This is a genomic window from Sagittula sp. S175 (assembly GCF_049800975.1).
Taxonomy (GTDB): Bacteria; Pseudomonadota; Alphaproteobacteria; order Rhodobacterales; family Rhodobacteraceae; genus Sagittula.
In genome coordinates this window covers 15157-38096 of sequence record NZ_JBNAGB010000006.1, presented here as the reverse complement: position 1 = coordinate 38096, position 22940 = coordinate 15157, and the positions used below count along the sequence as shown (strand labels likewise).

At 62.2% G+C, this 22940-nt stretch carries 18 protein-coding genes and 4 pseudogenes; 16 read left to right on the top strand and 6 right to left on the bottom strand.

Annotated features, from left to right (window positions below):
* Positions 1–24: 24 nt before the first annotated feature.
* The 6 genes from phnD to ugpB all read left to right on the top strand — a co-directional run bounded on the left by phnD (position 25) and on the right by ugpB (position 5774).
* Positions 25–993: a phosphate/phosphite/phosphonate ABC transporter substrate-binding protein gene (phnD, locus tag ACP16H_RS09455; protein ID WP_425072036.1), complete on the top strand. Its 969-nt coding sequence runs from the start codon at positions 25–27 to the stop codon at positions 991–993.
* Between the two features lie 70 nt (positions 994–1063).
* Entirely contained in the window at positions 1064–1858 is a 795-nt protein-coding gene (phnC, locus tag ACP16H_RS09450) for a phosphonate ABC transporter ATP-binding protein (protein ID WP_425072035.1), read from the top strand.
* Positions 1855–2673: a phosphonate ABC transporter, permease protein PhnE gene (gene phnE / locus ACP16H_RS09445; protein ID WP_425072034.1), complete on the top strand. Its 819-nt coding sequence runs from the start codon at positions 1855–1857 to the stop codon at positions 2671–2673. Before phnC ends, phnE (ACP16H_RS09445) begins: the two co-directional genes overlap by 4 nt.
* Entirely contained in the window at positions 2673–3488 is an 816-nt protein-coding gene (gene phnE / locus ACP16H_RS09440) for a phosphonate ABC transporter, permease protein PhnE (protein ID WP_425072033.1), read from the top strand. The genes phnE (ACP16H_RS09445) and phnE (ACP16H_RS09440) overlap by 1 nt, the downstream gene beginning before the upstream one ends.
* A complete protein-coding gene (locus tag ACP16H_RS09435) occupies positions 3485–4390 on the top strand; it encodes an HAD-IIA family hydrolase (protein ID WP_425072032.1) in 906 nt (301 codons plus the stop codon). Before phnE (ACP16H_RS09440) ends, ACP16H_RS09435 begins: the two co-directional genes overlap by 4 nt.
* 85 nt (positions 4391–4475) lie before the next feature.
* Positions 4476–5774 carry a sn-glycerol-3-phosphate ABC transporter substrate-binding protein UgpB gene (gene ugpB, locus ACP16H_RS09430; RefSeq protein WP_425072031.1) on the top strand — a complete coding sequence of 433 codons (1299 nt, stop codon included), beginning with the start codon at positions 4476–4478 and terminating at the stop codon, positions 5772–5774.
* 18 nt (positions 5775–5792) lie between these two features.
* Here ugpB and ACP16H_RS09425 read toward each other — a convergent pair whose 3' ends face one another.
* Positions 5793–6155: a type II toxin-antitoxin system RelE/ParE family toxin gene (locus tag ACP16H_RS09425; protein ID WP_425072030.1), complete on the bottom strand. Its 363-nt coding sequence runs from the start codon at positions 6153–6155 to the stop codon at positions 5793–5795.
* Entirely contained in the window at positions 6139–6414 is a 276-nt protein-coding gene (locus tag ACP16H_RS09420) for a ribbon-helix-helix domain-containing protein (RefSeq protein ID WP_425072029.1), read from the bottom strand. The genes ACP16H_RS09425 and ACP16H_RS09420 overlap by 17 nt, the downstream gene beginning before the upstream one ends.
* Before the next feature lie 63 nt (positions 6415–6477).
* On the opposite strand from ACP16H_RS09420, the gene ugpA reads away from it, so the two are divergent.
* The 9 genes and pseudogenes from ugpA (at position 6478) to ACP16H_RS09375 (ending at position 14658) form a co-directional block, all read left to right on the top strand.
* Positions 6478–7359, top strand: a complete 882-nt coding sequence (ugpA, locus tag ACP16H_RS09415; protein ID WP_425072028.1) for a sn-glycerol-3-phosphate ABC transporter permease UgpA — start codon at positions 6478–6480, stop codon at positions 7357–7359.
* A gap of 17 nt (positions 7360–7376) precedes the next feature.
* Positions 7377–8213 (top strand): sn-glycerol-3-phosphate ABC transporter permease UgpE, encoded by an 837-nt coding sequence (ugpE, locus tag ACP16H_RS09410; protein WP_425072250.1) that lies wholly within the window; start codon positions 7377–7379, stop codon positions 8211–8213.
* Between the two features lie 3 nt (positions 8214–8216).
* The gene (gene ugpC / locus ACP16H_RS09405) at positions 8217–9224 is read left to right on the top strand and encodes a sn-glycerol-3-phosphate ABC transporter ATP-binding protein UgpC (protein ID WP_425072027.1); all 1008 of its coding nucleotides are present in this window, start codon (positions 8217–8219) and stop codon (positions 9222–9224) included.
* Between the two features lie 284 nt (positions 9225–9508).
* A pseudogene (gene istA, locus ACP16H_RS09400) lies at positions 9509–11165 on the top strand (IS21 family transposase).
* Positions 11166–11292: 127 nt separating this feature from the next.
* Positions 11293–12114 (top strand): annotated as a pseudogene (locus ACP16H_RS09395) (ATP-binding protein).
* 10 nt (positions 12115–12124) lie between these two features.
* Positions 12125–12442: an IS110 family transposase gene (locus ACP16H_RS09390; protein ID WP_425072249.1), complete on the top strand. Its 318-nt coding sequence runs from the start codon at positions 12125–12127 to the stop codon at positions 12440–12442.
* A 42-nt stretch (positions 12443–12484) separates the two neighbouring features.
* On the top strand, positions 12485–12901 hold the full coding sequence (locus tag ACP16H_RS09385; RefSeq protein WP_425072026.1) for a transposase: 417 nt from the start codon (positions 12485–12487) through the stop codon (positions 12899–12901).
* A 50-nt stretch (positions 12902–12951) separates the two neighbouring features.
* Positions 12952–13607: pseudogene (locus ACP16H_RS09380) on the top strand (IS5 family transposase); the annotation flags it as partial.
* A gap of 294 nt (positions 13608–13901) precedes the next feature.
* Positions 13902–14658 (top strand): annotated as a pseudogene (locus ACP16H_RS09375) (IS5 family transposase).
* A 19-nt stretch (positions 14659–14677) separates the two neighbouring features.
* Here the strand turns inward: ACP16H_RS09375 and ACP16H_RS09370 are convergent.
* The 4 genes from ACP16H_RS09370 to ACP16H_RS09355 all read right to left on the bottom strand — a co-directional run bounded on the left by ACP16H_RS09370 (position 14678) and on the right by ACP16H_RS09355 (position 19965).
* Positions 14678–16237 (bottom strand): methyl-accepting chemotaxis protein, encoded by a 1560-nt coding sequence (locus ACP16H_RS09370; RefSeq protein WP_425072025.1) that lies wholly within the window; start codon positions 16235–16237, stop codon positions 14678–14680.
* A 1-nt stretch (position 16238) separates the two neighbouring features.
* On the bottom strand, positions 16239–16535 hold the full coding sequence (locus tag ACP16H_RS09365; RefSeq protein ID WP_425072024.1) for a hypothetical protein: 297 nt from the start codon (positions 16533–16535) through the stop codon (positions 16239–16241).
* 332 nt (positions 16536–16867) lie between these two features.
* Positions 16868–17611: a response regulator transcription factor gene (locus ACP16H_RS09360; RefSeq protein ID WP_425072023.1), complete on the bottom strand. Its 744-nt coding sequence runs from the start codon at positions 17609–17611 to the stop codon at positions 16868–16870.
* A complete protein-coding gene (locus ACP16H_RS09355; protein ID WP_425072022.1) occupies positions 17608–19965 on the bottom strand; it encodes an ATP-binding protein in 2358 nt (785 codons plus the stop codon). Before ACP16H_RS09355 ends, ACP16H_RS09360 begins: the two co-directional genes overlap by 4 nt.
* 226 nt (positions 19966–20191) lie before the next feature.
* Between ACP16H_RS09355 and ACP16H_RS09350 the strand changes: the two genes are divergently transcribed.
* Positions 20192–22924 carry a molybdopterin-dependent oxidoreductase gene (locus ACP16H_RS09350; RefSeq protein WP_425072021.1) on the top strand — a complete coding sequence of 911 codons (2733 nt, stop codon included), beginning with the start codon at positions 20192–20194 and terminating at the stop codon, positions 22922–22924.
* Positions 22925–22940 lie beyond the last annotated feature (16 nt).

Sequence of the window (22940 nt, the reverse complement as noted above, 5' to 3'; positions counted from 1 at the left end):
ACCGCACCCCAGGGAGGAAATACCATGACGAAAACGTTCAAACTGATGCTGACCGCGTCAGCGGCGGCGCTGCTGTCGACCGCTGCGGCGGCGCAGGACTGTCCCCGTGGCGATCTCGATTCGCGCTATTGCGATGCCGATGGCGACCTTGTCGCGGATATCCCCGCAGATGCAAGCCAATGGCTCGACCCCGACACGCTGGTCTTCGCCTACACTCCGGTCGAAGACCCCGCGGTGTACAAGACCGCCTGGGCTGATTTCCTGACCTATCTCGAAGAGAAGACCGGAAAGGACGTCATCTTCTTCCCTGTCCAGAACAACGCCGCCCAGATCGAGGCAATGCGCTCCGGCCGCCTGCATATCTCCGGCTTCAACACCGGGTCAAACCCGCTGGCGGTGAACTGCGCCGGCTTCCGTCCCTTTACAATCATGGCCTCCGAAGACGGTTCCTTCGGCTACGAGATGGAGATCATCACCTACCCCGGGTCCGGGGTGGAAAAGATGGAGGACATCGCGGGCAAGCAGCTGGCCTTCTCCTCGCCCACCTCCAATTCCGGATTCAAGGCCCCTTCGGCGATCCTGAAGGGCGAATACGGGCTGGAGGCAGAGAAAGATTTCGAACCCGTGTTCTCGGGCAAGCATGACAATACCATCCTTGGGGTGGCCAACAAGGACTACACCGCCGGGGCCATCGCCAATTCGGTCATGCACCGCATGATCGAACGCGACGTGATCAAACCCGAGCAGGTCGTGTCGATCTACAAGTCACAGACCTTCCCGACCACTGGCTTTGGCGTTGTCTACAACCTCAAGCCCGAGTTGCAGGAGCAGATCCGCGACGCGTTCTTCACCTTCCCGTGGGAGGGGTCCTCCTTGCAGGAGGAGTTCTCGAAATCCAACGAGGCCCAGTTCATAGAGATGAACTACAAGGATTTCTGGGACGTGATCCGCAAGATCGACGCCGCCAACGGCGTGTCCTACGCCTGCCAGTAACGGACTTCCCTGAAATGCCCGGACGGGGCGCGCCTGCGCGTGCCCCGTTCCCGAACCGATGGGACTGCGGATGCTGCGCCTCGAAAAACTGACGAAGACATACAAGACCGGCGATATGGCCCTGAAAGGGATTGATCTGGACGTGCCCGCCGGACAGGTGCTGGCGCTGATCGGGCCATCGGGCGCGGGCAAGTCAACCATGATCCGCTGCATCAACAGGCTGGTGGAACCGACCTCCGGTGCGGTGCTGCTGGACGGCACGGACCTGCCGACCCTTGGCCCCGGAGCGCTACGGAAAGCGCGGCGCGAGATGGGGATGATCTTTCAGGAATACGCGTTGGTCGAACGGCTGACAGTGATGGAAAACGTCCTGTCGGGCCGTCTTGGCTACGTCAGCTTCTGGCGCTCATTCACGCGCCGTTTCCCGCAATCGGACGTGGACGAGGCCTTCCGCCTGCTGGACCGCGTGGGCCTTTTGCACATGGCGGACAAGCGCGCTGACGAGCTGTCCGGCGGACAACGCCAGAGGGTCGGCATCTGCCGCGCGTTGATTCAACAGCCCAAACTGCTTTTGGTGGACGAACCGACCGCTTCGCTCGACCCCAAGACGAGCCGCCAGATCATGCGCCTGATCTGCGAGCTTTGTGCCGAACGCGGGCTGGCGGCGATCATCAATATTCACGACGTGGCGCTGGCGCAGATGTTCGTACCGCGTGTCGTGGGACTGCGCTTTGGCGAGATCGTCTTTGATGGCCTGCCTGCGGCACTGACGCCGCAGAAGCTGACGGAAATCTACGGCGAGGAAGACTGGGAAGCGACCATTCAGAAGGACGAGGACGCGGACCTCTCGGAGGCAGCGGAATGAGCACGCATCGCGAACTCGACGATATGCTGGGCAAAGGCTGGCGCAAGCCACCGCTGGTCCGCAATGCCGCGCTGCGCTGGGGGCTGCTGATCGGCTTCGCCGTCTATCTCGTGGCTGCCGTCTCCACCATCCCGGTGGATTGGGGCCGCGTCTACGAGGGGCTGGACCGGGGCTGGCAGTTCGTGCTGGCCTTCACCCACCCCGATTTCGTCACCCGCTGGTCGGACATCTGGGAAGGCCTGTCCGAAAGCATCATCATGACGGTCGCGGCCTCGGTGGTGGGCATCGCCATTTCCATCCCCATCGGGCTTGGCGCTGCGCGGAACATTGCGCCGCTGCCCGTCTACGTCATCTGCCGCGCGATCATCGCCATCTCCCGCGCCCTGCAGGAAATCATCGTCGCCATTCTGCTCGTCGCCATCTTCGGCTTTGGCCCGCTGGCCGGGTTTCTCACACTCAGCTTCGCCACCATTGGGTTCCTGTCGAAACTGCTGGCCGAAGATATCGAGGCCATGGACCGCGTTCAGGCGGAAGCGATCCGGGCCTCCGGCGCGCGCTGGATGCAGTGGATCAATTACGGGGTGCAACCGCAGGTCATGCCGCGCCTCGTTGGCTTGTCGATGTACCGCATCGACATCAATTTCCGCGAAAGCGCCATCCTCGGGCTGGTCGGCGCGGGCGGCATCGGGGCGACGCTGAACACCGCCTTTGACCGCTATGAATACGACACCGCGGCAGCGATCCTGATCCTCATCATCGGCATCGTCATGGGGCTGGAATACCTGTCGGGCGTGATCCGCGCGCGGGTTCAGTAATGGTGGTTCTGACACAAGACGGCCAGCAGGTCTGGCGCCGCCGCACCTCCGGGCAGGCCATGATCCGCTGGTTCGGCTGGCTCCTTGGTGTCGCGGTGTTCCTCTTTTGCTGGCAGCGCATTTCAGGGGCGACGACGTGGTTCTTCGTCTGGGACGCGCCGCGCATCGCAGGCGACATCTGGGACCGTGCCACCCCGCCACGCTGGGAATACATCGCACAGCTCGGTCGCCCGATCTGGGACACGCTGAACATCGCAACGCTCGGCACGATCATCTCGCTGCTTCTGGCGATCCCTGTGGCCTTCCTGGCAGCTCGCAACACCACGCCGTCGCGTTGGCTGGCCCGCCCCGCCGCATTGCTCATCATCGTTTCAACCCGGTCGATCAACTCGCTGATCTGGGCTCTGCTGCTGATTGCGATCATCGGGCCGGGAGTCTTCGCCGGGGTCGTGGCCATCGCAATTCGCTCCGTTGGATTTTGTGCGAAACTGATTTACGAGGCCATCGAGGAAATCGACCATGCGCAGGTCGAAGCCATCACCGCAACGGGGGCGAGCCGTTGGCAGGTCATGGCCTATGGCATTATCCCGCAGATCCTGCCCGCACTGGCTGGTGTTGCCGTCTTTCGCTGGGACATCAACATCCGTGAGAGCACGGTGCTCGGCCTCGTCGGCGCGGGCGGCATCGGCCTGCAACTGTCGTCCTCCCTGAACGTGCTGGCATGGCCGCAGGTCTCGCTGATCCTTCTTGTGATCCTCGCCGCAGTGGTGATCTCCGAATGGGTGTCTGCCAAGGTCCGGGGCGCGATCATATGAGCATGAGCGTGGACACCGCCTTTGCCGCTTACGAGGCCGTGAGGCACCGCCTGCCGGACCTTGCCCCGGAGCGCGCAAAGCCCGTCATCGCCCGCACGCTGGCCGATGTGGCCGGGGACTATGACGCCTTTCTGCTTGATGCCTTCGGCGTGCTGAACATCGGGGAAACCGCCATCGAGGGCGTTGCCGAACGCATCGCCGATCTGCGCGAGCTGGGCAAACAGGTGATGATCGTCTCCAACGCGGCGGGCTTTCCCCATGCGGCTCTGATGCAGAAATACGCGAGGCTCGGCTACGATTTCGCCCCCGAAGACGTCATCACCAGCCGTCGCGCGTTGCTGGCGGGGCTCGACGGGCGGCAAGACCTGCATTGGGGGCTTATGGCGACGCGTTCCACGGGTCTGCGCGATCTCGAACGGCTGCACCTCACCTATCTGGAGGAAGACCCCCAGCCCTATGCCGAGGTCGACGGCTTTCTGATGATCGGGTCCGCCGCATGGACGGAGGAAAGACAGGTGCTGCTGGAAAAGGCACTGGCCGACCGTCCCCGCCCCGTGCTGGTGGGCAACCCCGACATCGTGGCGCCTCGCGAAAGCGGCTTCTCCACCGAACCGGGGCATTTCGCCCATCGCCTTGCCGACCGGACCGGCGTCACGCCAGAGTTCTTCGGCAAACCCTTCGCCAATATCTACGACCTTGCCTTCGCCCGGCTCGATCCGCTGCCGCCCAAATCCCGCATCCTGATGGTGGGCGACAGCCTCCACACGGACATTCTGGGCGCTCAGACGGCGGGCATCCGTTCGGCGCTGATTTCGGGCTACGGCTTTTTCGCGGGCAGCGACGCTGTGGCGGCGATCCAGTCTTCGGGGATCGTCCCCGACGTCATCCTTGACCGGCCCTGAGCCTGTCACACGGACTTCATCAAGCGCGGTCACAACGCGCACACATTGGGCGCAACGCCGCCCGCATCAGACACGGAGGAAGAACATGAAACTTTCACAGACCCTGCTGGCCAGCGTCGTATTGCTGAGTGCTGCCCCGGCCATGGCCCAGACCGAGATCGAGTTCTGGCACGCCTTTACCGGCCGCCTAGGCGAGCTGGTGGCCGAACAGGTCGAGACCTTCAACACCAGCCAGGACGATTACACCGTCGTGGCGACCCACAAGGGCAACTATTCCGAGACCCTGAACGCCGGCATCGCCGCCTTCCGCGCCGGTGAACAGCCCGACATCCTGATGGTCTTCGAGGTCGGCACTGCCACGATGATGGCCGCCAAGGGCGCGGTGAAACCGGTGTTCGAGGTCATGGGCGAGGGCTTTGACCAGTCGCAGTACATTGGCGCGGTGAAGGGCTATTACACCTCCGCCGATGGCAACATGCTGTCGCTGCCTTTCAACTCGTCCACGCCCGTGCTGTGGGTCAACCGCGACAAGCTGAAGGAGGCGGGCATCGACCCCGACGTGGACCTGTCCACTTGGGAGCAGGTCGGCGAGGTGCTGACCCAGCTGAAGGATGCAGGGGTAAGCTGCCCGATGACCACCGCGTGGCAAAGCTGGATCCACCTGGAAAACCTGTCCGCCTATCACAACATTCCCTTCGCCTCCGAAGGCAACGGCTTTGGCAGCACCAAGACCGAGCTCGTCTTCAACTCTCCGGCGCAAGTGAAGCACGTGCAGGCGATGGGCGACTGGGCCAAGGACGGCAAGTTCCTGTACGCCGGACGCCGCAACGAGGGCGGCGCGAACTTCCGTGGCGGCGAATGCGCGCTGTTCACCGAAAGCTCGGCGGGCTACGCGGGCATCAAGGCCGAGGCGCAATTCGACTTTGGCGTGCGCCCCCTGCCCTACTGGGCGGAACTGGCGGACGGTCCGCAGAACACCATCATCGGTGGTGCATCCCTGTGGGTGATGGAAGGCCAGACCGACGAGGAATACGCCGGTGTGGCGAAGTTCCTCGAGTTCCTGTCCTCGCCGGAAATCCAGGCCAAGTGGCACCAGGACACCGGCTACCTGCCGATCACTGCGGCGGCGGCTGACCTGACCCGCGAACAGGGCTTCTACGAATCCAGCCCCGGCACCGATATCGCGGTGAAGCAGATGACGACCAACGAACCGACCGAAAACTCCAAGGGCCTGCGGCTGGGGTCTTTCGACCAGATCCGCACGATCATCGACGAGGAACTGGAGGCCGTCTGGGCCGGGGACAAATCCGCGCAAGAGGCGCTGGATTCGGCGGTGGAACGCGGCAACCCGTTGCTGCGCCGCTTTGAACAGTCATCGCGCTGAATGCTGACGGAAGGGGCCTTACGGGGCCCCTTCCCCCTCTGACGTCAACCGAGCAAACATCCGCCCCGCATGATCCTGCCCGCCAAAGAATATCGCCTCGACGCGCAGCACCTCTGCGCCCTCGTCCAGCGTGAACCAGTAGATCGCGCGGTCGATGGTGACGTGGCGGCAGGACCGCCCGCGCACCGTGTGCTGCGTGCCGCGATAAGGCGCACGGGCAATCCCCAACCGGGTCGCCGCGATTCCATCCACCCGCTGCGCCGCAAGCATCGCCGCCTCGCGTTCGGAATTCCCGAAACCCAGGTGGCTGGCGAACAGGTGGTCGTAGATCGCTTCGAGGTCGGTCTCGACCTCGGGCGCGTCCTCAGTTGTCCAGGCCATGGTCCCGCCGCTTGCGTGCCAGCATTGCCGCGATTCGGTTGTCCATCTCGTCGGACGACACATGCGGGCCCTCGGCGCGGCGCTTCAACTCGTCGAAAAACTGCGCCTTCCACTCGGCATACTCCTCGTCCTCGCGGCGTTTGGCTTCCAGCGCCTGCTGGATCACGGCGGAGGTGGACGGAAAGCGCCCCTCTTCGACCTGCTTGCGGGCATAGGCGGCCTGCTGGTCGGTCAGGGAGATGGACATCTTGACGGTCATGGCAGCATCCTCTTTCGCGCGCCCCGCAAAGGTGCGACCCAGTAGCACCGGAGTCAAGTCCTGATGGAGAAACGGGTTACCTTCAAGGGCGTCTGGCTGCCTCTCCTGCTGGTTCTGCCGCAACTGGCGGTGACGGCGGTGTTCTTCTTCTACCCGGCCGGGCAGGCGGTCTATCAGTCGCTGTTCATCCCCGATCCCTTTGGCCTGTCGATGCAATGGGTGGGCCTGGGGAATTTCGAATACCTGCTGGGCGATCCCTATTACCGGGCGTCGTTCGTGACGACGGCGGTGTTTTCCGTGCTGGTGACGGTGGTGTCCATGGGCGTGGCGCTGTACCTCGCCGTCCTTGCAGATCGGCTGATCAAGGGGTCGGGGACCTACCGTACCCTGCTGATCTGGCCCTATGCCGTCGCCCCGGCGGTGGCGGGCGTCTTGTGGATGTTCATGTTCAACACCCGGGTGGGCGTCGTCACTTGGTATCTGGGCCAACTCGGCTACGACTGGAACCACGTGCTGAACGGCACCGAGGCGATGGGGCTGGTCGTCGTCGCCTCTGCATGGGGACGGATCAGCTACAACTTCCTGTTCTTCCTCGCAGGGCTTCAGGCCATCCCGCGCAGCGTGATCGAGGCCGCCGCCATCGACGGCGCGCGTTTCTGGACGCGGTTCCGGACGATCGTCTGGCCGCTGCTCAGCCCGACGACCTTCTTCCTGCTGGTGGTAAACGTGATTTACGCCTTCTTCGAGACCTTCGGAGTGATCCACACCATCACCGCAGGAGGGCCGCAGCAGTCCACGACAATCCTCGTCTACAAGGTCTATTCCGACGGCTTCGTCGGGCAGGATCTCGGCAGCTCGGCGGCACAATCCGTGATCCTTCTCGTGATCGTCGGCATTCTTACCGTCGTGCAATTCAAGTTCATCGAACGCAGGGTGCATTACTGATGGCAGAGCGTCACGGCATGGTCGAAAAGCGCGGTGCGGGGCTGTGGCTCACCCATCTGGGGCTGATCCTCGGCGTGTTGTTCATTTTCTTCCCGATCTGGCTGGCCTTTGTCGCCTCAACCGTCACTCAGCCTGAAATAGCACGTCCGCCGATGCCCCTGCTGCCGGGCCCCCACCTTTGGGAGAACTACTCCAAGGCGCTGACCTCCGGCATCAATGCGCCTGTCGCGCTGATGTTGCTGAACTCCGCGATCATGGCCATCGGCATCTCCGTCGGCAAGATCGTGATTTCGCTCCTGTCCGCCTTTGGCATCGTCTACTTCCGTTTCCCCGGGCGGCACCTGTTCTTCTGGCTGATTTTCCTGACGCTTATGCTGCCCGTCGAGGTGCGGATCGTGCCCACCTACGAGGTCGCCGCCAACTTCGGCATGCTCAACAGCTACTCCGGCCTGATACTGCCCCTCGTGGCCTCCGCCACGGCGACCTTCCTCTTCCGGCAATTCTTCATGACCGTGCCAGACGAGCTGGCCGAGGCCGCCCGCGTCGATGGCGCCCGCCCCATGCGGTTCTTCTTCGATATCCTGCTGCCCATGAGCCGCACCAATATCGCCGCGCTGTTTGTCATCCTCTTCATCTACGGCTGGAACCAGTACCTCTGGCCGCTGCTCATCACCACCGATCCGTCGATGAACACCATCGTCATGGGGATCAAGCAGATGTTCCCCTCTGGCGATGACCTCGCCGATTGGCCGGTCATCATGGCCACCTCCATCCTCGCGATGATCCCGCCCGTGCTGGTGGTCATCGGCATGCAGAAACTGTTTATCCGCGGCCTAGTGGACAGCGAGAAATAACCCATGGCAACCCTGACCCTCGACACCGTCAAGAAATCCTTCGGCCAGACCGACGTCATCCATGGAGTGTCCATCGACGTGCAGGATGGCGAATTCATCGTCATCGTCGGCCCGTCGGGCTGTGGCAAGTCCACCCTTCTGCGCATGGTGGCGGGGCTGGAAACGGTCACCTCGGGCAAGATCCAGATCGACGGTCGGACCGTTAACGATGTGGAACCAATGGACCGCGACATTGCCATGGTGTTCCAGAACTACGCGCTTTACCCGCACATGTCGGTCTTCGACAACATGGCCTACGGGCTGAAGATCGCCAAGGTGCCAAGGCCCGAGATCGCCGAGCGTGTCCAGCAGGCCGCAAAGCTTCTGCAACTCGAACCCTACCTGCAACGCAAACCGCGCGAACTGTCCGGCGGACAGCGCCAGCGTGTCGCCATGGGCCGCGCCATCGTGCGCAAGCCCGCGGTGTTCCTGTTCGACGAACCGCTGTCGAACCTCGACGCCAAACTGCGCGTCCAGATGCGGCTGGAGATCAAGGCATTGCAACGCGACCTTGGCGTGACCGCGCTGTACGTGACTCACGATCAGGTCGAGGCCATGACACTGGCCGACCGCATGATCGTCATGAACGGCGGCGTGGCCGACCAGATCGGCACGCCACTCGACGTCTACGCCAATCCCGCCACCGCCTTTGTCGCCGGATTCATCGGCTCGCCGCCGACGAACTTCCTAGCGCCCTCCACGCTGGGCCAGCAGGGCGACGGCCAGATCGGCATCCGTCCCGAACACATGCGCCTGTCGCCCGCAGGCCGTCTCGCTGCCCGGGTCGCCTATGCCGAACCGCTTGGGGCCGAGACGCTGGTCCACCTGCGCGCCGATCCGGGTTCATCGAGCGACCTTCTCACCGTCAGGCAGGACGCCAACCAACCCATCCCGGCCGAAGGCACCGAGATCGCAGTTGACTGGGACCCCACTGCCGAGATGCGCTTTGCTGCAGACGGACGCCGTCTTTAGCAACTGTATCTGTCAGGAGACCTGGTCGACCCAATGGTGACACATCTTGCATCGCGCGTTCGCGATGCCCACCTTCGGCCTGAATTACCGCGCATGTCTCGAAACCGCCGAACACCGCATTCGCGTGGCTCAGCCGTATAGGCGGGGGTGAATCGTCTCTTCCTCATAGGGTGTTGGATGTCACTGAGAACTGACCCAGCAGCGATCAAAATTGTCACTGAGAATTGCCCCATGTGGAACCCTTCCCCTGACGGGATTTGTCGGGGGTCATTGGAGTGATCGACATGGATATGTTGAGCGTCATTCGACGTTGGGCACTTCGGGATAACTTGCCCATCCGTGAGATTTCGCGGCGGACTGGTCTGTCGCGCAATACTATCAGGCGTTACCTGCGGGCCGGGATCGTCGAGCCCAAGTTTAAGGCACCATCGAGGCCGAGCAAGCTCGACCCGTATGTGGAGAAGCTGTCGGTCTGCTTGCTGGCCGAACAGCGCAAATCGCGCAAGGAGCGGCGGACGGCGAAGCAGCCTCTCGTGACATTGCCTGCGGAAATGCACTTTCGGTCAGTGGATGCACGCGGATCTGGTTCAGCTGGGGTTCGACGGGTCCTACGAGCGGGTCTCAGCCTTTGTGCGGGCCTGGAAATCGGACCGAGTGCGCGCGCAGAACACGACGGACCGCGGGACATTGGTGCCTCTGGTGTTCAAGCCGGGCGAGGCCTTCCAATTCGATTGGAGCGAGGACTACGCGATCGTCGGGGGTGAACGGACCAAGCTGCAGGTCGCACACATCAAGCTGTCGCATAGCCGCGCGTTCCTGGTCAGGGCGTATTTGCTGCAGACACATGAGATGCTGTTCGACGCGCATTGGCACGCGTTCAGGATCTTCGAAGGTGTACCGGGCCGCGGGATCTACGACAATATGCGCACGGCGGTGGACCGTGTGGGCGTCGGCAAGAAGCGCGACGTGAATGCGCGCTTCATGGCGATGACCTGTCACTACCTGTTTGAGCCGGACTTCTGCAACCCAGCCGCGGGCTGGGGCGAGCCATTGTGGCGCCATTGGTTCAAGCCCAATGGCGAGCGGTCAGGTCGAGAAGAGCGTCCGCGATGCGCGTCGTGCCGAAAGCGCGCCTCCGGCACGGCGGATGTGGCAGGTGATGCCCACCTTCCCTGATCTCGATGCACAGAACCGCTGGCTGGAGGACCGGTGCAAGTCGCTGCGGGCCAAGACCACACATGGCGGATTGCCCGGCAGCATCGCAGACGTCCGGGCGGCCGAGAAGTCCTCGCTGATGCAGTTGCCCACGGCGTTGGACGGCTATGTCGAGCAAAGCAAGCGGGTGTCACCAACTTGCCTGTTCATCTTTGATCGCAATCGCTACTCCGTGCCTGCCAGTTTTGCGAACCGACCCGTCAGCCTGCACATCTATCCCGAACGGCTGGTTATCATGCTGGAAGCATGCCTCCGGCATGACGCAGAAGGGCATGTGGTCTGCGAGCACCAGCGCATCATTGATAGATCGCATCGTCAACCGGGCCACGTCATCTACGACTGGCACCATTACCTCGCCGTGGTCCAGCGCAAGCCGGGCGCGCTTCGCAACGGGGCCCCTTTTGTCGAGATGCCGGAGGCATTCCGCCAGTTGCAGGATCAGATGCTGCGCAAGCCCGGCGGCGATCGTGAGATGGTCGAGATCCTGTCCCTGGTCCTGCACCACGAGGAGCAGGCCGTGCTCTGCGCCGTGGAAATGGCTCTGGAGGCGGGCGGCCGACCAAGACCCATGTGCTGAACCTGCTCCACAGGCTGGTGGATGGCACGCCGACTGACCAGCCCGATGTGACCCCGCCTTCAAGTCTCGTCTTGACCAAAGAGCCCGAGGCCAATGTCGCACGCTACGATGGGCTGCGCACATCCGGAGGCAAACGCCATGCGTCATGATCCCGCCCGTCCCTGTGAGCGCGCCTACGGCGCGACGCAGCTATCGTCATCATGCTCCGCAGTCTGAAGATGCCAGGCATGGCGTCGTGCTGAAAGCACGCCTCTGGCGTGACCCGTCCATGACCTCATGGAACAGGGTGCGCCTGCGTTCGAGGCGGTCACGCTGCAAGCGTGCCTCCGGCACGGCCCCCATCCTGTCGCAGCTTCTGAAAGCCGAAATGGCCGAACGTGAAGTGCGGTCCATCCACTGCCCGGCAGTGCATCCCGCAGGGATGTCACGAGAGGGTCCTATCACATGAAGGCAGCGCGCTTCCCGGCTCACAAGGACCTGTCGGGCTTCGACTTCGCCGCCAGCGAGGTCAACGAGACCCTCGTCCGGCAGCCTCATCGATGCGAGTTCCTGGACGCCGCCGAGAACGTGGTCCTGACTGGCGGGCACGGCACCGGGAAAAGCCATGTCGCGGTCGTGCTGAAAGCATGCCTCTGGCGTGGCCCTCGGAGTCCAGGCGATCAAGCATCACCGCAAACGCGTGCGCTTCTTCTCCACCGTCGAACGGGTGAACGCGCTGGAACAGGGAAGGGCCGGCAAGATCGCCGAGGCGTTGGTGAAAACAGAATAGGTGATCCTCCCTCTCGCACATGCAAAGCATGTGCTGCCGGCACTGCACGAGCTGGGATACCTGCCATTCAGCGCCTCGGGCGGCGCGCTTCTGTTCCACCTGCTCGAGCCAAGCTCTACGAGCGCACAAGCGTCGTGATCACGACGAACCTGAGCTTCAGCGAATGGGCCAGCGTCTTCGGTGACGCCAAGATGACCACCGCGCTCCTCGATCGCCTCACGCACCGCTGCCACATCCTGGAAACCGGAAACGACAGCTATCGCTTCAAGGCCTGTTCAGCGACCGCAAAAAAGAAGAGGAAGGAGACGCCAATGTTGACCCCACCATGAACCGACCGACATACTGACAGGAGGGTCAAATCTCGGTGAAAATGCTGGGTCAGTTCTCAATGACATTCAACAGGTCAATCCACGGCAGGCGCGGCAGTTCGCTGAAGCCATGGGACGCGTTGCCAAGACGGATCATTTGGATGCCGAGATGCTGGCCAGAATGGGCAGTGCCCTGCAGCTCAAACCCACCCAAACGCATTCCGAAGCCCAGGCCGATCTTCGCGAATTGCTCGTGTTCCGCCGTGGTTTGATCAAGGACCGCACCGCAGCCAAGACACGGCTCAAGACTGCGAGGCAGAAGATGCTGCGGGGTTTGCTCACGCAGTGACTGGGCCAGATCGAACGGCAGTTGGCCCGGGTGGACACCGCCATGAAAGCGATTGTAGCATCCGATCCTGATCTGGCCGACCGCCTGGAAATACTGATCAGCATTCCCGGCATTTCGACGACGTCGGCAATCGCATTGCTTGCAGACATGCCAGAACTCGGAGCGCTCACCGGAAAGCAAGCCGCAGTCCTTGCCGGTTTGGCGCCGATCTGGCGCCAGTCAGGCCAATGGCAGGGACACGAACGGATACAGGGCGGCAGGCCGTCCATCCGGCAAGCGCTGTTCATGCCGACGCTTTGCGCGATCCAGCACAACCGGGCAGCTCGTAACAAATTCGATGACCTGATCCGAGCCGGAAAACCGCGCAAGGTCGCCGTGACAGCCGTCATGAGGAAGCTCGTCGTCCTTGCAAACGCATTGATCAGAGACGGTCGAAAATGGAGGCCAGATCCCGCTTGATCAACACGGATACTCGGGACATTGCATTCGCAATGCCCTGCCGGGCAGCGGACAGCACAGGCGTCCGCTTTCGCGGTGATGGAGAATGGCTCTCGCGCAAGCATGGCGCGACGCGCAGACTCGAATGGCGCAAGGTGCATCTGGCGATCGACACGGCCACCGGCGATATCCGCGTTGTCGAATTTACGTCCAGCAGGCAAGGCGATAGCCCTATCTTGCCGGAGTTGCTGGCGCGGATACCGACCGGAGAAGAGATCGAAACCGTCACCGCCGACGGCGCCTATGACACATGCCGCTGCCACGCGGCGTTCCTTGAACACGGTGCTGAACCGATCATCCCGATCCGCCGCAATGGTCGAGCGTGGAAGCCGGACTGCCCTGCCGCGATATCGCGAGACGAGATCCTGCGCGCGACACGATGTCTGGGTCGGTCTATCTGGAAGACATGGACCGGCTACCACGCCCGAAGTCGCGTCGAAGCCCTGCCTCTCGGGCCATTGCTCCGCAATGCCCTGCCGTCCAGTGAATGAACCGCCTCAAGCTTTTCGGCGATCGGATCATGTCACGAGACCCTGACCGCCAGACTGCCGAAGTCCAGATCCGCATCGCCATCATGAACCGCTGCTCAGCCTTGGGAAGAGCCGAGACCGTGGCCATCGGCTGCGACATGAAGGGAAAGGGGCGGATCATCATGACGTCCAATTAGCGTAACAATGCCGGTCTGGAGCTGCGCCTCTCAGAGGGCCATGGTGTCCCGAGGATCCAGCCCTCCACCTGCGCGAACATGGCGACGGGTTCCGGACGTGGCGGCTCGAACGTCGAGGCAAGCAGGCCGGTCCTGTCCGCATCACGCAACCAGCTGGCGACACAGAAGGCATCATGCTGTTCTCCCGTCGGCGCGTCACGGGGGTACCGTGTCAGTTGACAACCATTGCTAGGCTCCAGACCCATTGATTTCAGGCGTTTGGCATGATTCAGGCTCTGCAACGAGACCTGATCGATGAGCAATCTTTATTGGCTGAGCGATGCCCAGATGGAACGCCTGAAGCCGTTCTTTCCCAAGAGCCATGGCAAGCCTCTTGTCGATGATCGCCGCTCCCTGAGCGGGATAATGTTTATCAATCGCAATGGCTTGCGCTAGTGTGATGCGCCGAAGGAATATGGCCCGGCGAAGACCCTCTACAACCGTTGGAAGCGCTGGAGCGACAATTGGGGCCTCGCCCGGATCATGGTGGGTCTGGCTGCCGAAAGCGCCGAGCACAAGACGATCATGATCGATGCGACCTATCTCAAGGCGCACCGCACGGCGTCGAGCCTGTGCGTGAAAAAGGGGGCGCAAACGTCAGTTCGGGCGGACCAAAGGTGGCATGAACACCTAGCTGCTCGCTGTTGCCGACTCGAAGGGGCGGCCGATCGGGTTCTTCATGTCCGCCGGGCAGGTCAGCGACAACACAGGAGCCGCGACTCTTCTGGGCAGTCTGCCGAAGGCGGGCTGGCTGCTGTCCGACAGGGGCTATGACGCCGATTGGTTCAGAGAAGCGTTGAAAGACAAGGGGATAAAGGTCTCAATCCCCGGTCGAAAGTCCCGCAAGAAGGCCGTCAAATACGACAAACGGCGCTACAAAGGCCGAAACCGCATCGAGATGATGTTCGGCCGTCTGAAGGATTGACGGCGCGTCGCGACCCGATACGACCGCTGCCCAGAGACCTTCTTCTCCGCGATCATGCTCGCCGCAACCGTCCAGTTCTGGCTGTAAATTTCAATGAGTCTGGACCCTAGGCGACTTGCCTGACCGACTGTGAGAAGACGTCCGGTTCGACTGCGTTCTGAAATTCTGCGACAACCTCGCTCAGTTGGTTGGTCGCAGCCGTCAAAGCTGTGGTTGCAGCGGAAGTCTCCTCGAACATTGCCGCATTTTGTTGCGTCAGTTGATCAAGTTCCCCCATCGTGATCTTCAGGTCCGCTATCCCTTGCGAATGCGTTCCGATGACCGATGCGATCTTCTGCATCGAATCCGACGCACGCCGCACAGCTTCCAGGACACCGCGAAGGACGACGCCTGCATTGTCGACGAGTTCTACACCGTTTTTCACCTGCCGGGCACTGTCGTTTATGAGATCATTGATTTCGCGCGCTGCGTCCGAAGACCGGCCAGCCAGTGCCCGCACCTCTGACGCGACGACGGCAAAGCCTTGACCGGCGGCTCCTGCACGGGCAGCTTCAACCCCGGCATTCAGGGCAAGGAGGTTCGTCTGCAGTGCCACGTCTTCGATCAAATCGACAACTGACAGGATCTTGTCAGAGCTGCTCCTGATTTTCCCCATCGCTTCCAACGCACCTTCGACCACTGTCATTCCGTCTTCCGCGTCCTTCCGGGTTCCGGTTGTCAACACCGAAACTTCCTTGGCATCCTCAGAGGCCGCGGCCATGGCACCACTGATGACATCAATCCGCGATGTCACGCTTCCCAGTGCGTTCGCCTGATCCTCTGTACGTTTCGCAAGCTTGTCGGACGCCATCGCTATGCTTTTCGTGTCGGTTTTAATGGAATGCGCGGTTTCCTGTACGCTGCCCATGGCGAACGATAGCGAGGCGACCGCGCCGTTGAATTGACTGCGTAGCGGCTCGAACTGGACAGGGAAAACGGTCGCGATCTGTGTTCCCAGATCGCCTTTGGCCAGCTTAGTCAACGCAGTGCTGAAATGCTCCATCACATTGAGCTGTTCCGCTTCCTTCTTCGCCAGGTTCGCCTGCAGTTCCTGAGAGGTCGACAACGCATCCGCCATTCTGAGCGTCTCCTGCTCGATCTGGTCGCGCTGCGATATCTGCACGCGCAAAAGGTAAAAAAGGCCTGCCGTTTCGGCGACCCACACAGCGCCGTGCAGCGCCAAGCGCCCCAGATCGAGCAGCAATCCGTTGCTTGGATAAATCAGGGTCGGAAGAAGGAGCGTCAGAACCGCGTGATGGAGAATGACGATTCCCGACGCGGCAAGCAGAGCGCGCTGGTCCTGCAGAATCACGAGAACAGCCAGCACGGCGAAATAGATCAAATGCGTATCAAGCTGCCAGGAGTGACCGGCCAATGCGGCCGTCAGCAATGGCAGCTGGCCCATGGCACCAAGCGACACGGCGACCCTGGCTATCCCGCCGCCTCGGGTTTGCAGGCCGATCGTGACCGCGGCAATCAGAAGCGAGATCACGAGGTAAGGCCATGGCGACAGCCCCACCAGCCAGGCACCGAGTGCCGGAACCGGCGTCATGCATAGATTGAGATACCCGATCAGGCGTAGACTGTTTGCGCGCGCCGATTCCGTGGAAGCGAGATTGTCAGTCATTTCAAACTCCGCAAAGTTGCGCCGCACGCGTGCCATCGAGAACAAGCCAGGCGCCTTCGATTTCAAGGCGTTGCGCAAATCCCTCCGGATGGCGGTCCGCATGGGCCAGAAGGGCAAAGGGCGCGCGCGTTGGCCCGATTGCGCGTCCACCGGCGCGTCGCAGGATGTCACCCAACTCGTCCATCGGGCCAACAACAAGAATTGTGTCCGTCGTCGGCGTGGGGCGACCGGTCAGGGCCAATACGGGCGCTGCCATCAACGGCAACGCGATCAAACAAATCATGGCAGCGATGCGCATCCCGTTTTCCTCAAGTTCCATCCAGGTTTGATGAGGAATAATCTTGACAGCTTACCGGACGGTTAAGTTGCTCAACCGTCCAGCCAAGGTCGAATATGAATATGTCTGGGATTTTAGTCGTGGCAGTCGCTTGGGAGAGAATCGCTCCGTGCCGCCGTCGTTTTGGCTATTCCGCTGAAGCCATACGCGGCAGGGCACACGCGCTTTCCTGATCGCAGTATGCCGATCACGAACATGGCCAGGCACAGCAGGAAAATGACAGGCCGTTCGCTTCAGGGCCACAGCGACCCGTGGGACACAGCGGTTACAGACCCGAAGTCTGTGCGTCGCGGCTACGTTTTAGATGCGACTTCGGCGTTGGAAACGAGGAGATAGCCGGCGCGATGGACCGTCACGATTTCGACCGGGAAGGACCGGAGGCGACCGCGCAGCCGGTTTATCAGGACGTCGATAGTGCGGTCGCCGGGGGACCACTCGCGTCCGCAGGTGAATTGCGTCAGCTCGTCCCGCGTCTGCACCTGCCCTTCATTCAGCAGAAGCGCGTGCAGCAGCCGCGTTTCGGCGGGGGCAAGGATGATATGGTGCCTTTCGGTGTCGAGCCGTCGGCTACGGGGATCGAACGTCATGCCGGCAACCAGACAGACGTCGTGCCCGACCGGTCCCGTGGTTTCGGAGCGGGCCGTCAGCAACCGTCTGATCCGGCTGCTCAGTTCCAGGGGATTGAACGGCTTTGTCACATATTCCGTGGCCCCAAGCCCGATGCCCAAAAGTTTGTCGCGCGACTTGTCCATCGTGCTGAGGATGATGACCGGGCAGTCGCTCCGGCTTTTGATCGCTTGCAACAAAAGCAGCCCGTCACTATCCGGCAGTCGTCGGTCGAGCAGGACCAGATCGACATGGGTGTCGGCCAGCACGTCCTCGGCCTCGCGCGCCGATCCGGCAATGACGAAATCGGCCCCGGCCCCGGCGATGATGTCCTCGAGCATCAATTGCACGATGGGGTCGTCGTCGATGCACAGGACAGTTGCCCGCTTTGCGCTGGCCGAGGCGCGCAGCCGTTGCACCCGGTTGCTCATTCCGCCTCCCATGCCGCCGTCAGCCTTCTCCAGGACGGCAGGTCCGCCAGGTCCCGGTCCAGCGCGGAAAGGTGGGCGGCCAGATTCAGCGGCAGCGCATCATCGTTGCCACTGGCTTCGAGTTTGCGCAGCGCGGGTTCCAGATCCGACAAGCCGAGGATCGCGCAGCTTCCGGCCAGCCGGTGCGCGGCCAGCGTCAGCCCGTGTCGCGCCGTGTCGGGGGCGCGCAGCTGTCGGCGAAAGTCCGACCAGTTCGTGGCGAAAATGCCAATCATCGCCTTGACTGTGCCAGGCGCCAGCCCTTGCAGGCTGTCGGTATCCTCGCGGTCTTTCGTATCGGTCGGACCGTGGCGCATGCCGGAGCCGAAGATTGCAGAGGAAAGGCTGACCTGCCCGGCGGGCTTGGCGAGCACGTCGTCGAAGGCGGCCGAACGCCCGACCAGCGCATCGACATTGGCGGTCAGCGCGAGGAACTTTGCCCGGCGGCTCGTTCTGGCTTGCAGGTGGTCCACCAAGGTCGGACCATCGCCATCCGGCAAGAGGTAGTCGACCACGTAGACATCGAATTCGGCATCAGCGGCCACGCGCTTTGCCTCTTCGACCGATGCGGCGCGGGTGACGGTCAGTCCGATGCGTTCGAGTTGATGTGCGGTGATGTTCGCCCCGATGGGATCGTCGTCGATCAACAGGCAGGACTGCGCGAGCAGCACCTTGCCGGTGGCCTGTCGCGCGTTTCGGGGACCGGCGGGGTCCTGCGCCGCGACCCGGTACAGGGGGGTTTCGAACCAGACGAGGGCTCCGTTTTCGAGGTTCTCATAGCCGATGCGGCCCGACATGGCCTCGACCAGGTGGTGCGAGATCGCCAGCCCCAGGCCCGACCCGCCGTTGCCAGTATCGCGCGCCGTGGTGTTTTCGAAGGGGCGGAACAGGGCCGCCGCGGCGTGATCAGGCAGTCCGGGCCCATGGTCGCGCACGTCGAACCGCAGTGTTTCGCCGCCTTCGTCGGTCGGATTGCACCGGACCGACACCATCACCCCATCGCCATTGTCGGCCTTCTGCGCATTCGACACCAGGTTGCTGAGCACCTGCTGGATCATGCCCCAGTCGATATGCACCGATCTGGGCACATCGGCGCCGATCTCGAAGGCAAGCGGTGTGCGCGCAAGGTTGCGTCCGATGGTGGCGATCCGGCTGAAGACCCGGAGTTCTTCGAACAGGTCGGTGTCCGTGGGGCGCGGCACCGGGGGATCGTTTTCGAACTTGGAGTAATTCAGCACGTTGCTGAGGGTCTGCAACAGCGTCTTTCCCGCGCCCTCGATCACGTCAAGAAAGGTCTCGGAGCTGGCCGCATCCGCGGTGCGCAACAGCTCGACCGCGCCCAGAACGCTGTGCAGCGGCGTGCGGATCTCGTGGCTCATCGTGGCAAGGAAACGCGACATGCCGCGTTCGGATTGCAGGGCTTCTTCGGCACACAGCCGATGCGCCGTCACGTCGTTGAGCAGCACCACGTGTCCGAGGGCAGTATTTTCCACAGCGTCGTGCAGCACGCGGGTGCGCACGTCGAAACAGCGCGGCCCGTCCAGCGTGTCCAGCCAGACCGGATCCTCCATCGTATCAGGGCGTTCCATGATCCGGTCGACCACCGCCTGCAGCGACCCCTTGCGCAACCGCATGGAGCGCAGATAGATGATGTCGCCCTCGTGCGCATCGCGTCCCAGGAACAGTTCCGCCGCAGCCCGGTTCGCGTTGACCAACCGCCCGCCGTGATCCAGCAGGAACGCTGCATTCCTCAGGCTTTCGAAGACGGCGAAATACCGGTCCTTGTCCAGCGCAATGGCGCGGCTGCGTTCCTGGAGTTCGCGCAGGCGCAGGTTGTCGTTGTTGTCGTGCCAGTCCGCGCTGATGCTGAGTTCGGTCTCGTCAAAGAAGTCCCGCACCCGGATCGACTCCCGCGCCGTTATGCCGCCGGGCATCCGGGCCAGTTCGGCAAGGAACAGATTGCGGAAGTGCTTGAACAGGCCCAGGTACATCTGGAGCGTGATCCCCAGCGAGCGATGCTGTCGGGCGATCCTTCGCATCCGGGAAAACCGCGGGTCCGCCGCGTAATCCTTCATGGCCAGCGGCCCGTCCGGCCCGTCATCGTCGCGAGCCAGATATTTGCCGAGCGATTCCGTCACGCTGACGACAGCCTCGACCCAAGCGGCGCGGATCGTCGTGGTCAGCGGCGCATAGCCGTTCGTCTTCGCGATGTCGATGGACTGGTCGACCAGCGCATCGAGCCGCGTGTCTAGGAAATCCGTCAGCGCGTCGCTGTCGCTGTTGCGCCCAAAACCGGACGCGTTGTCTGTCGTCATACCTGTCGGCATCAGCATCCCGGCCCGTCAGGCCCCCCTCCCAAGAAGCACCGCTTGAACGCGATAAGACCACCATATTCGGCTTTCGCAAACCCGCCACGCGCGACGTTTACAACTCGTTTACATACCGTAACAACTTCGCAGCCTTTGGCGGCGGTTCCTTCTCTAACCTCCGAGTCAATGATCGACCCAGCAAATTGGGCGCATAGCCAAAGGGAGGATGAACATGCTGCGCATGAAGCGTCGTGAGTTCCTGCAAACGTCATCACTCGCCGGTGCCGGCGTTCTGGCCGCCAACAAGGCGTGGTCCTTGAACCGGCTCGAACCCATCGGGGACACCCTGGCCGAGGAATACCCCTATCGCGATTGGGAGGACCTCTATCGCCGGGAGTTCACCTGGGACAAGATCGGCAAGGCCGCTCACTGCATCAATTGCCTCGGCAACTGCGCCTTTGACGTTTACGTCAAGGACGGCATCGTCATCCGCGAAGAGCAGCTGGCGAAATACCCGCAAATCAATCCCAACGTCCCCGACGCCAACCCGCGTGGCTGCCAGAAGGGGTCGATCCATTCCGCAGCCATGTACGAGGGTGACCGCCTGCGCTACCCGATGAAACGGGTGGGCGCGCGCGGCGAGGGCAAGTGGCAGCGCATGGAGTGGGACGACATCACCGAAGAGATCGCCGACAAGGTGATCGACATCTTCGAGAAATACGGTCCCGGCAAGCTGATGACCCACACCGGGTCTGGCAGCCAGTCGATGGTCCGGTTCGCTGCACCCTATCGCTTTGCCTCCCTGGTCGGTGGGGTGCAGCTGGATATCTTCACCGATGTGGGCGACCTGAATACCGGTGCACATCTGGCCTACGGCAACCCGTTGGAAAGCTTCACCTCCGACGCCTGGTTCGACGCCGATTACATCATGATGTCACTGTTCAATCCCAGCGTGACACGTATCCCTGACGCGCATTACCTGTGGGAGGCCAAGTACAACGGCGCCCGCATTATTTCGGTGGCGCCGGACTACAACCCCTCGTCGATCCATGCCGATCTGTGGATGCCGATCAAGCAGGGCGCGGACCCGTTTCTCGCCATGTCCATGGTCAATGTCATCATCGAGGAGGGGCTCTACAAGGCGGATTTCGTCAAGGAACAGACCGACCTTCCCGTGCTGGTGCGTACCGACACCGGCAAGTTGCTGCGCGAGGCCGATCTGGTCGATGGCGGCTCGGACCAGAACTTCTACCATTGGGATCTGAACAGCGGCGCGGCCGTGATGCTGAAGGGCTCGATGGGCTCCGAAGAAAAGACCATCGCGCTGGATGGCATCGATCCCGCTCTCGAAGGCACGTTTACCGTCGAGGGGATCGAAGTCACCACCGTCTTTGAAAAGGTCCGCGCCGAGGCATCTAATTACACGCCCGAAGTCACGGCGGCAGAGACCGGCCTAGCCCCCGAAATGGTGCGGGGCGAGGCGCGCCTGTTCGCCGCCGCCGAAAAGGCGATCCTGATGCTGGGCTTCAACGTCGGGCGTTATTCCAACGGGATCTACACCGGCTGGGCGCAGTCGCTGATGCTGGCGCTGACCGGGCATGGCGGCAAGACCGGCGGCCTCGACACGTCCTGGATCGACTGGAACCATGGAGCGTGGCTGCAACTGGCGCTCTACGGCTTCGAGAAGCTGCCGCGGCTGGAACCCGGTGGTCTGGGGGAATTCCAGCGCGGTAACATGATCGAGCACGCCCGGAAGTATTTCGACGCCGACAAGCTGAAAGAGCGCGTCGGGTTCAACATCGACGAGATGGAAGAGATGATCAACGAGAGCATCCAGGAAGGCTGGATGCCCTACAACGGCGACATGAAGGGGCTGATTTCCGTCGCGGACAACAAGTTCCGCCGCAACAAGTTCGCCGACAAGTACCGCGAACGCATCCTTCACGAAGTCGAGGAGTTGTTCGTCGACATCAACGTGCGCATGGACAGCACCGCGCAATGGGCCGATTACCTGCTGCCCGCCGCCAGCCACTACGAGGCCTGGGATTTGCGCGGGATCGGTTTCCACCGCTTTATCAATGTGTTCTCCCGGCCCGTCGATCCGATTGGCGAGGCAAAGCCCGACTGGGACATCATGGAATTGCTCACCCGCAAGATCCAGGAGCGGGCCATCGCCCGAGGGATCACCGGCTATCAGGATGGCGAGGTCAGCCGCGACCTTCACACGATCCACGATGACTTCACCATGAACCAGACGATCATGACCGATTACGACGCCACCAAGTGGCTCGTGGACAACAGCCCGGAAATGGGCGGCGTGACGTTGGAGGAGGCCGCCGAACAGGGCTTCATCGTGATGAACGAAAAGGGTGGCGCGAACCAGCCGCTTCCGGTGGACGAACCCTACAGTCCCTTTGTGGCGCAGACCCGGGACAAGAAGCCCTACGAAACCCTCACCGGGCGCGTGACCTTCTACTGCGACCACCCGACGTTCGAGAAACTGGGCGCCGTGGTGCCTACCGCGCGGCGTCACGCCGGGGCGGAAGCCTCCAACTACCCGCTGTCCTTCTACTCGCCGCACACCCGCTGGGGCATCCACTCCAACTGGCGGTCGAACAAGTTCATGCTGCGGCTGCAACGGGGCGAACCCAACATCTACATCAGCCCGAAACTGGCGGCACAAAAGGGCATTACCGACGGCTCCAAGGTGCGCGTCTTCAACAGCGCGGGCGAGTTCTTTGCCCAGGCCAAGTTCTACCCCAGCCTGCCCGAAACCTCGATCATGATGGAACACGGCTGGGAGCCGCATCAGTACGAGCAGTGGAAGCCCATGAACAACACCATGGCCACGCTGATCCAGCCTTTGGAACTGGCGGGCGGATGGGGCCACCTCGGCTTCAAGCTCTTCAAATGGAACGCAAACCAGCTCGCGCATGAAAGCAGCGTCGACGTGGAACCGGCGTAACAGCCACGTGAGAGGG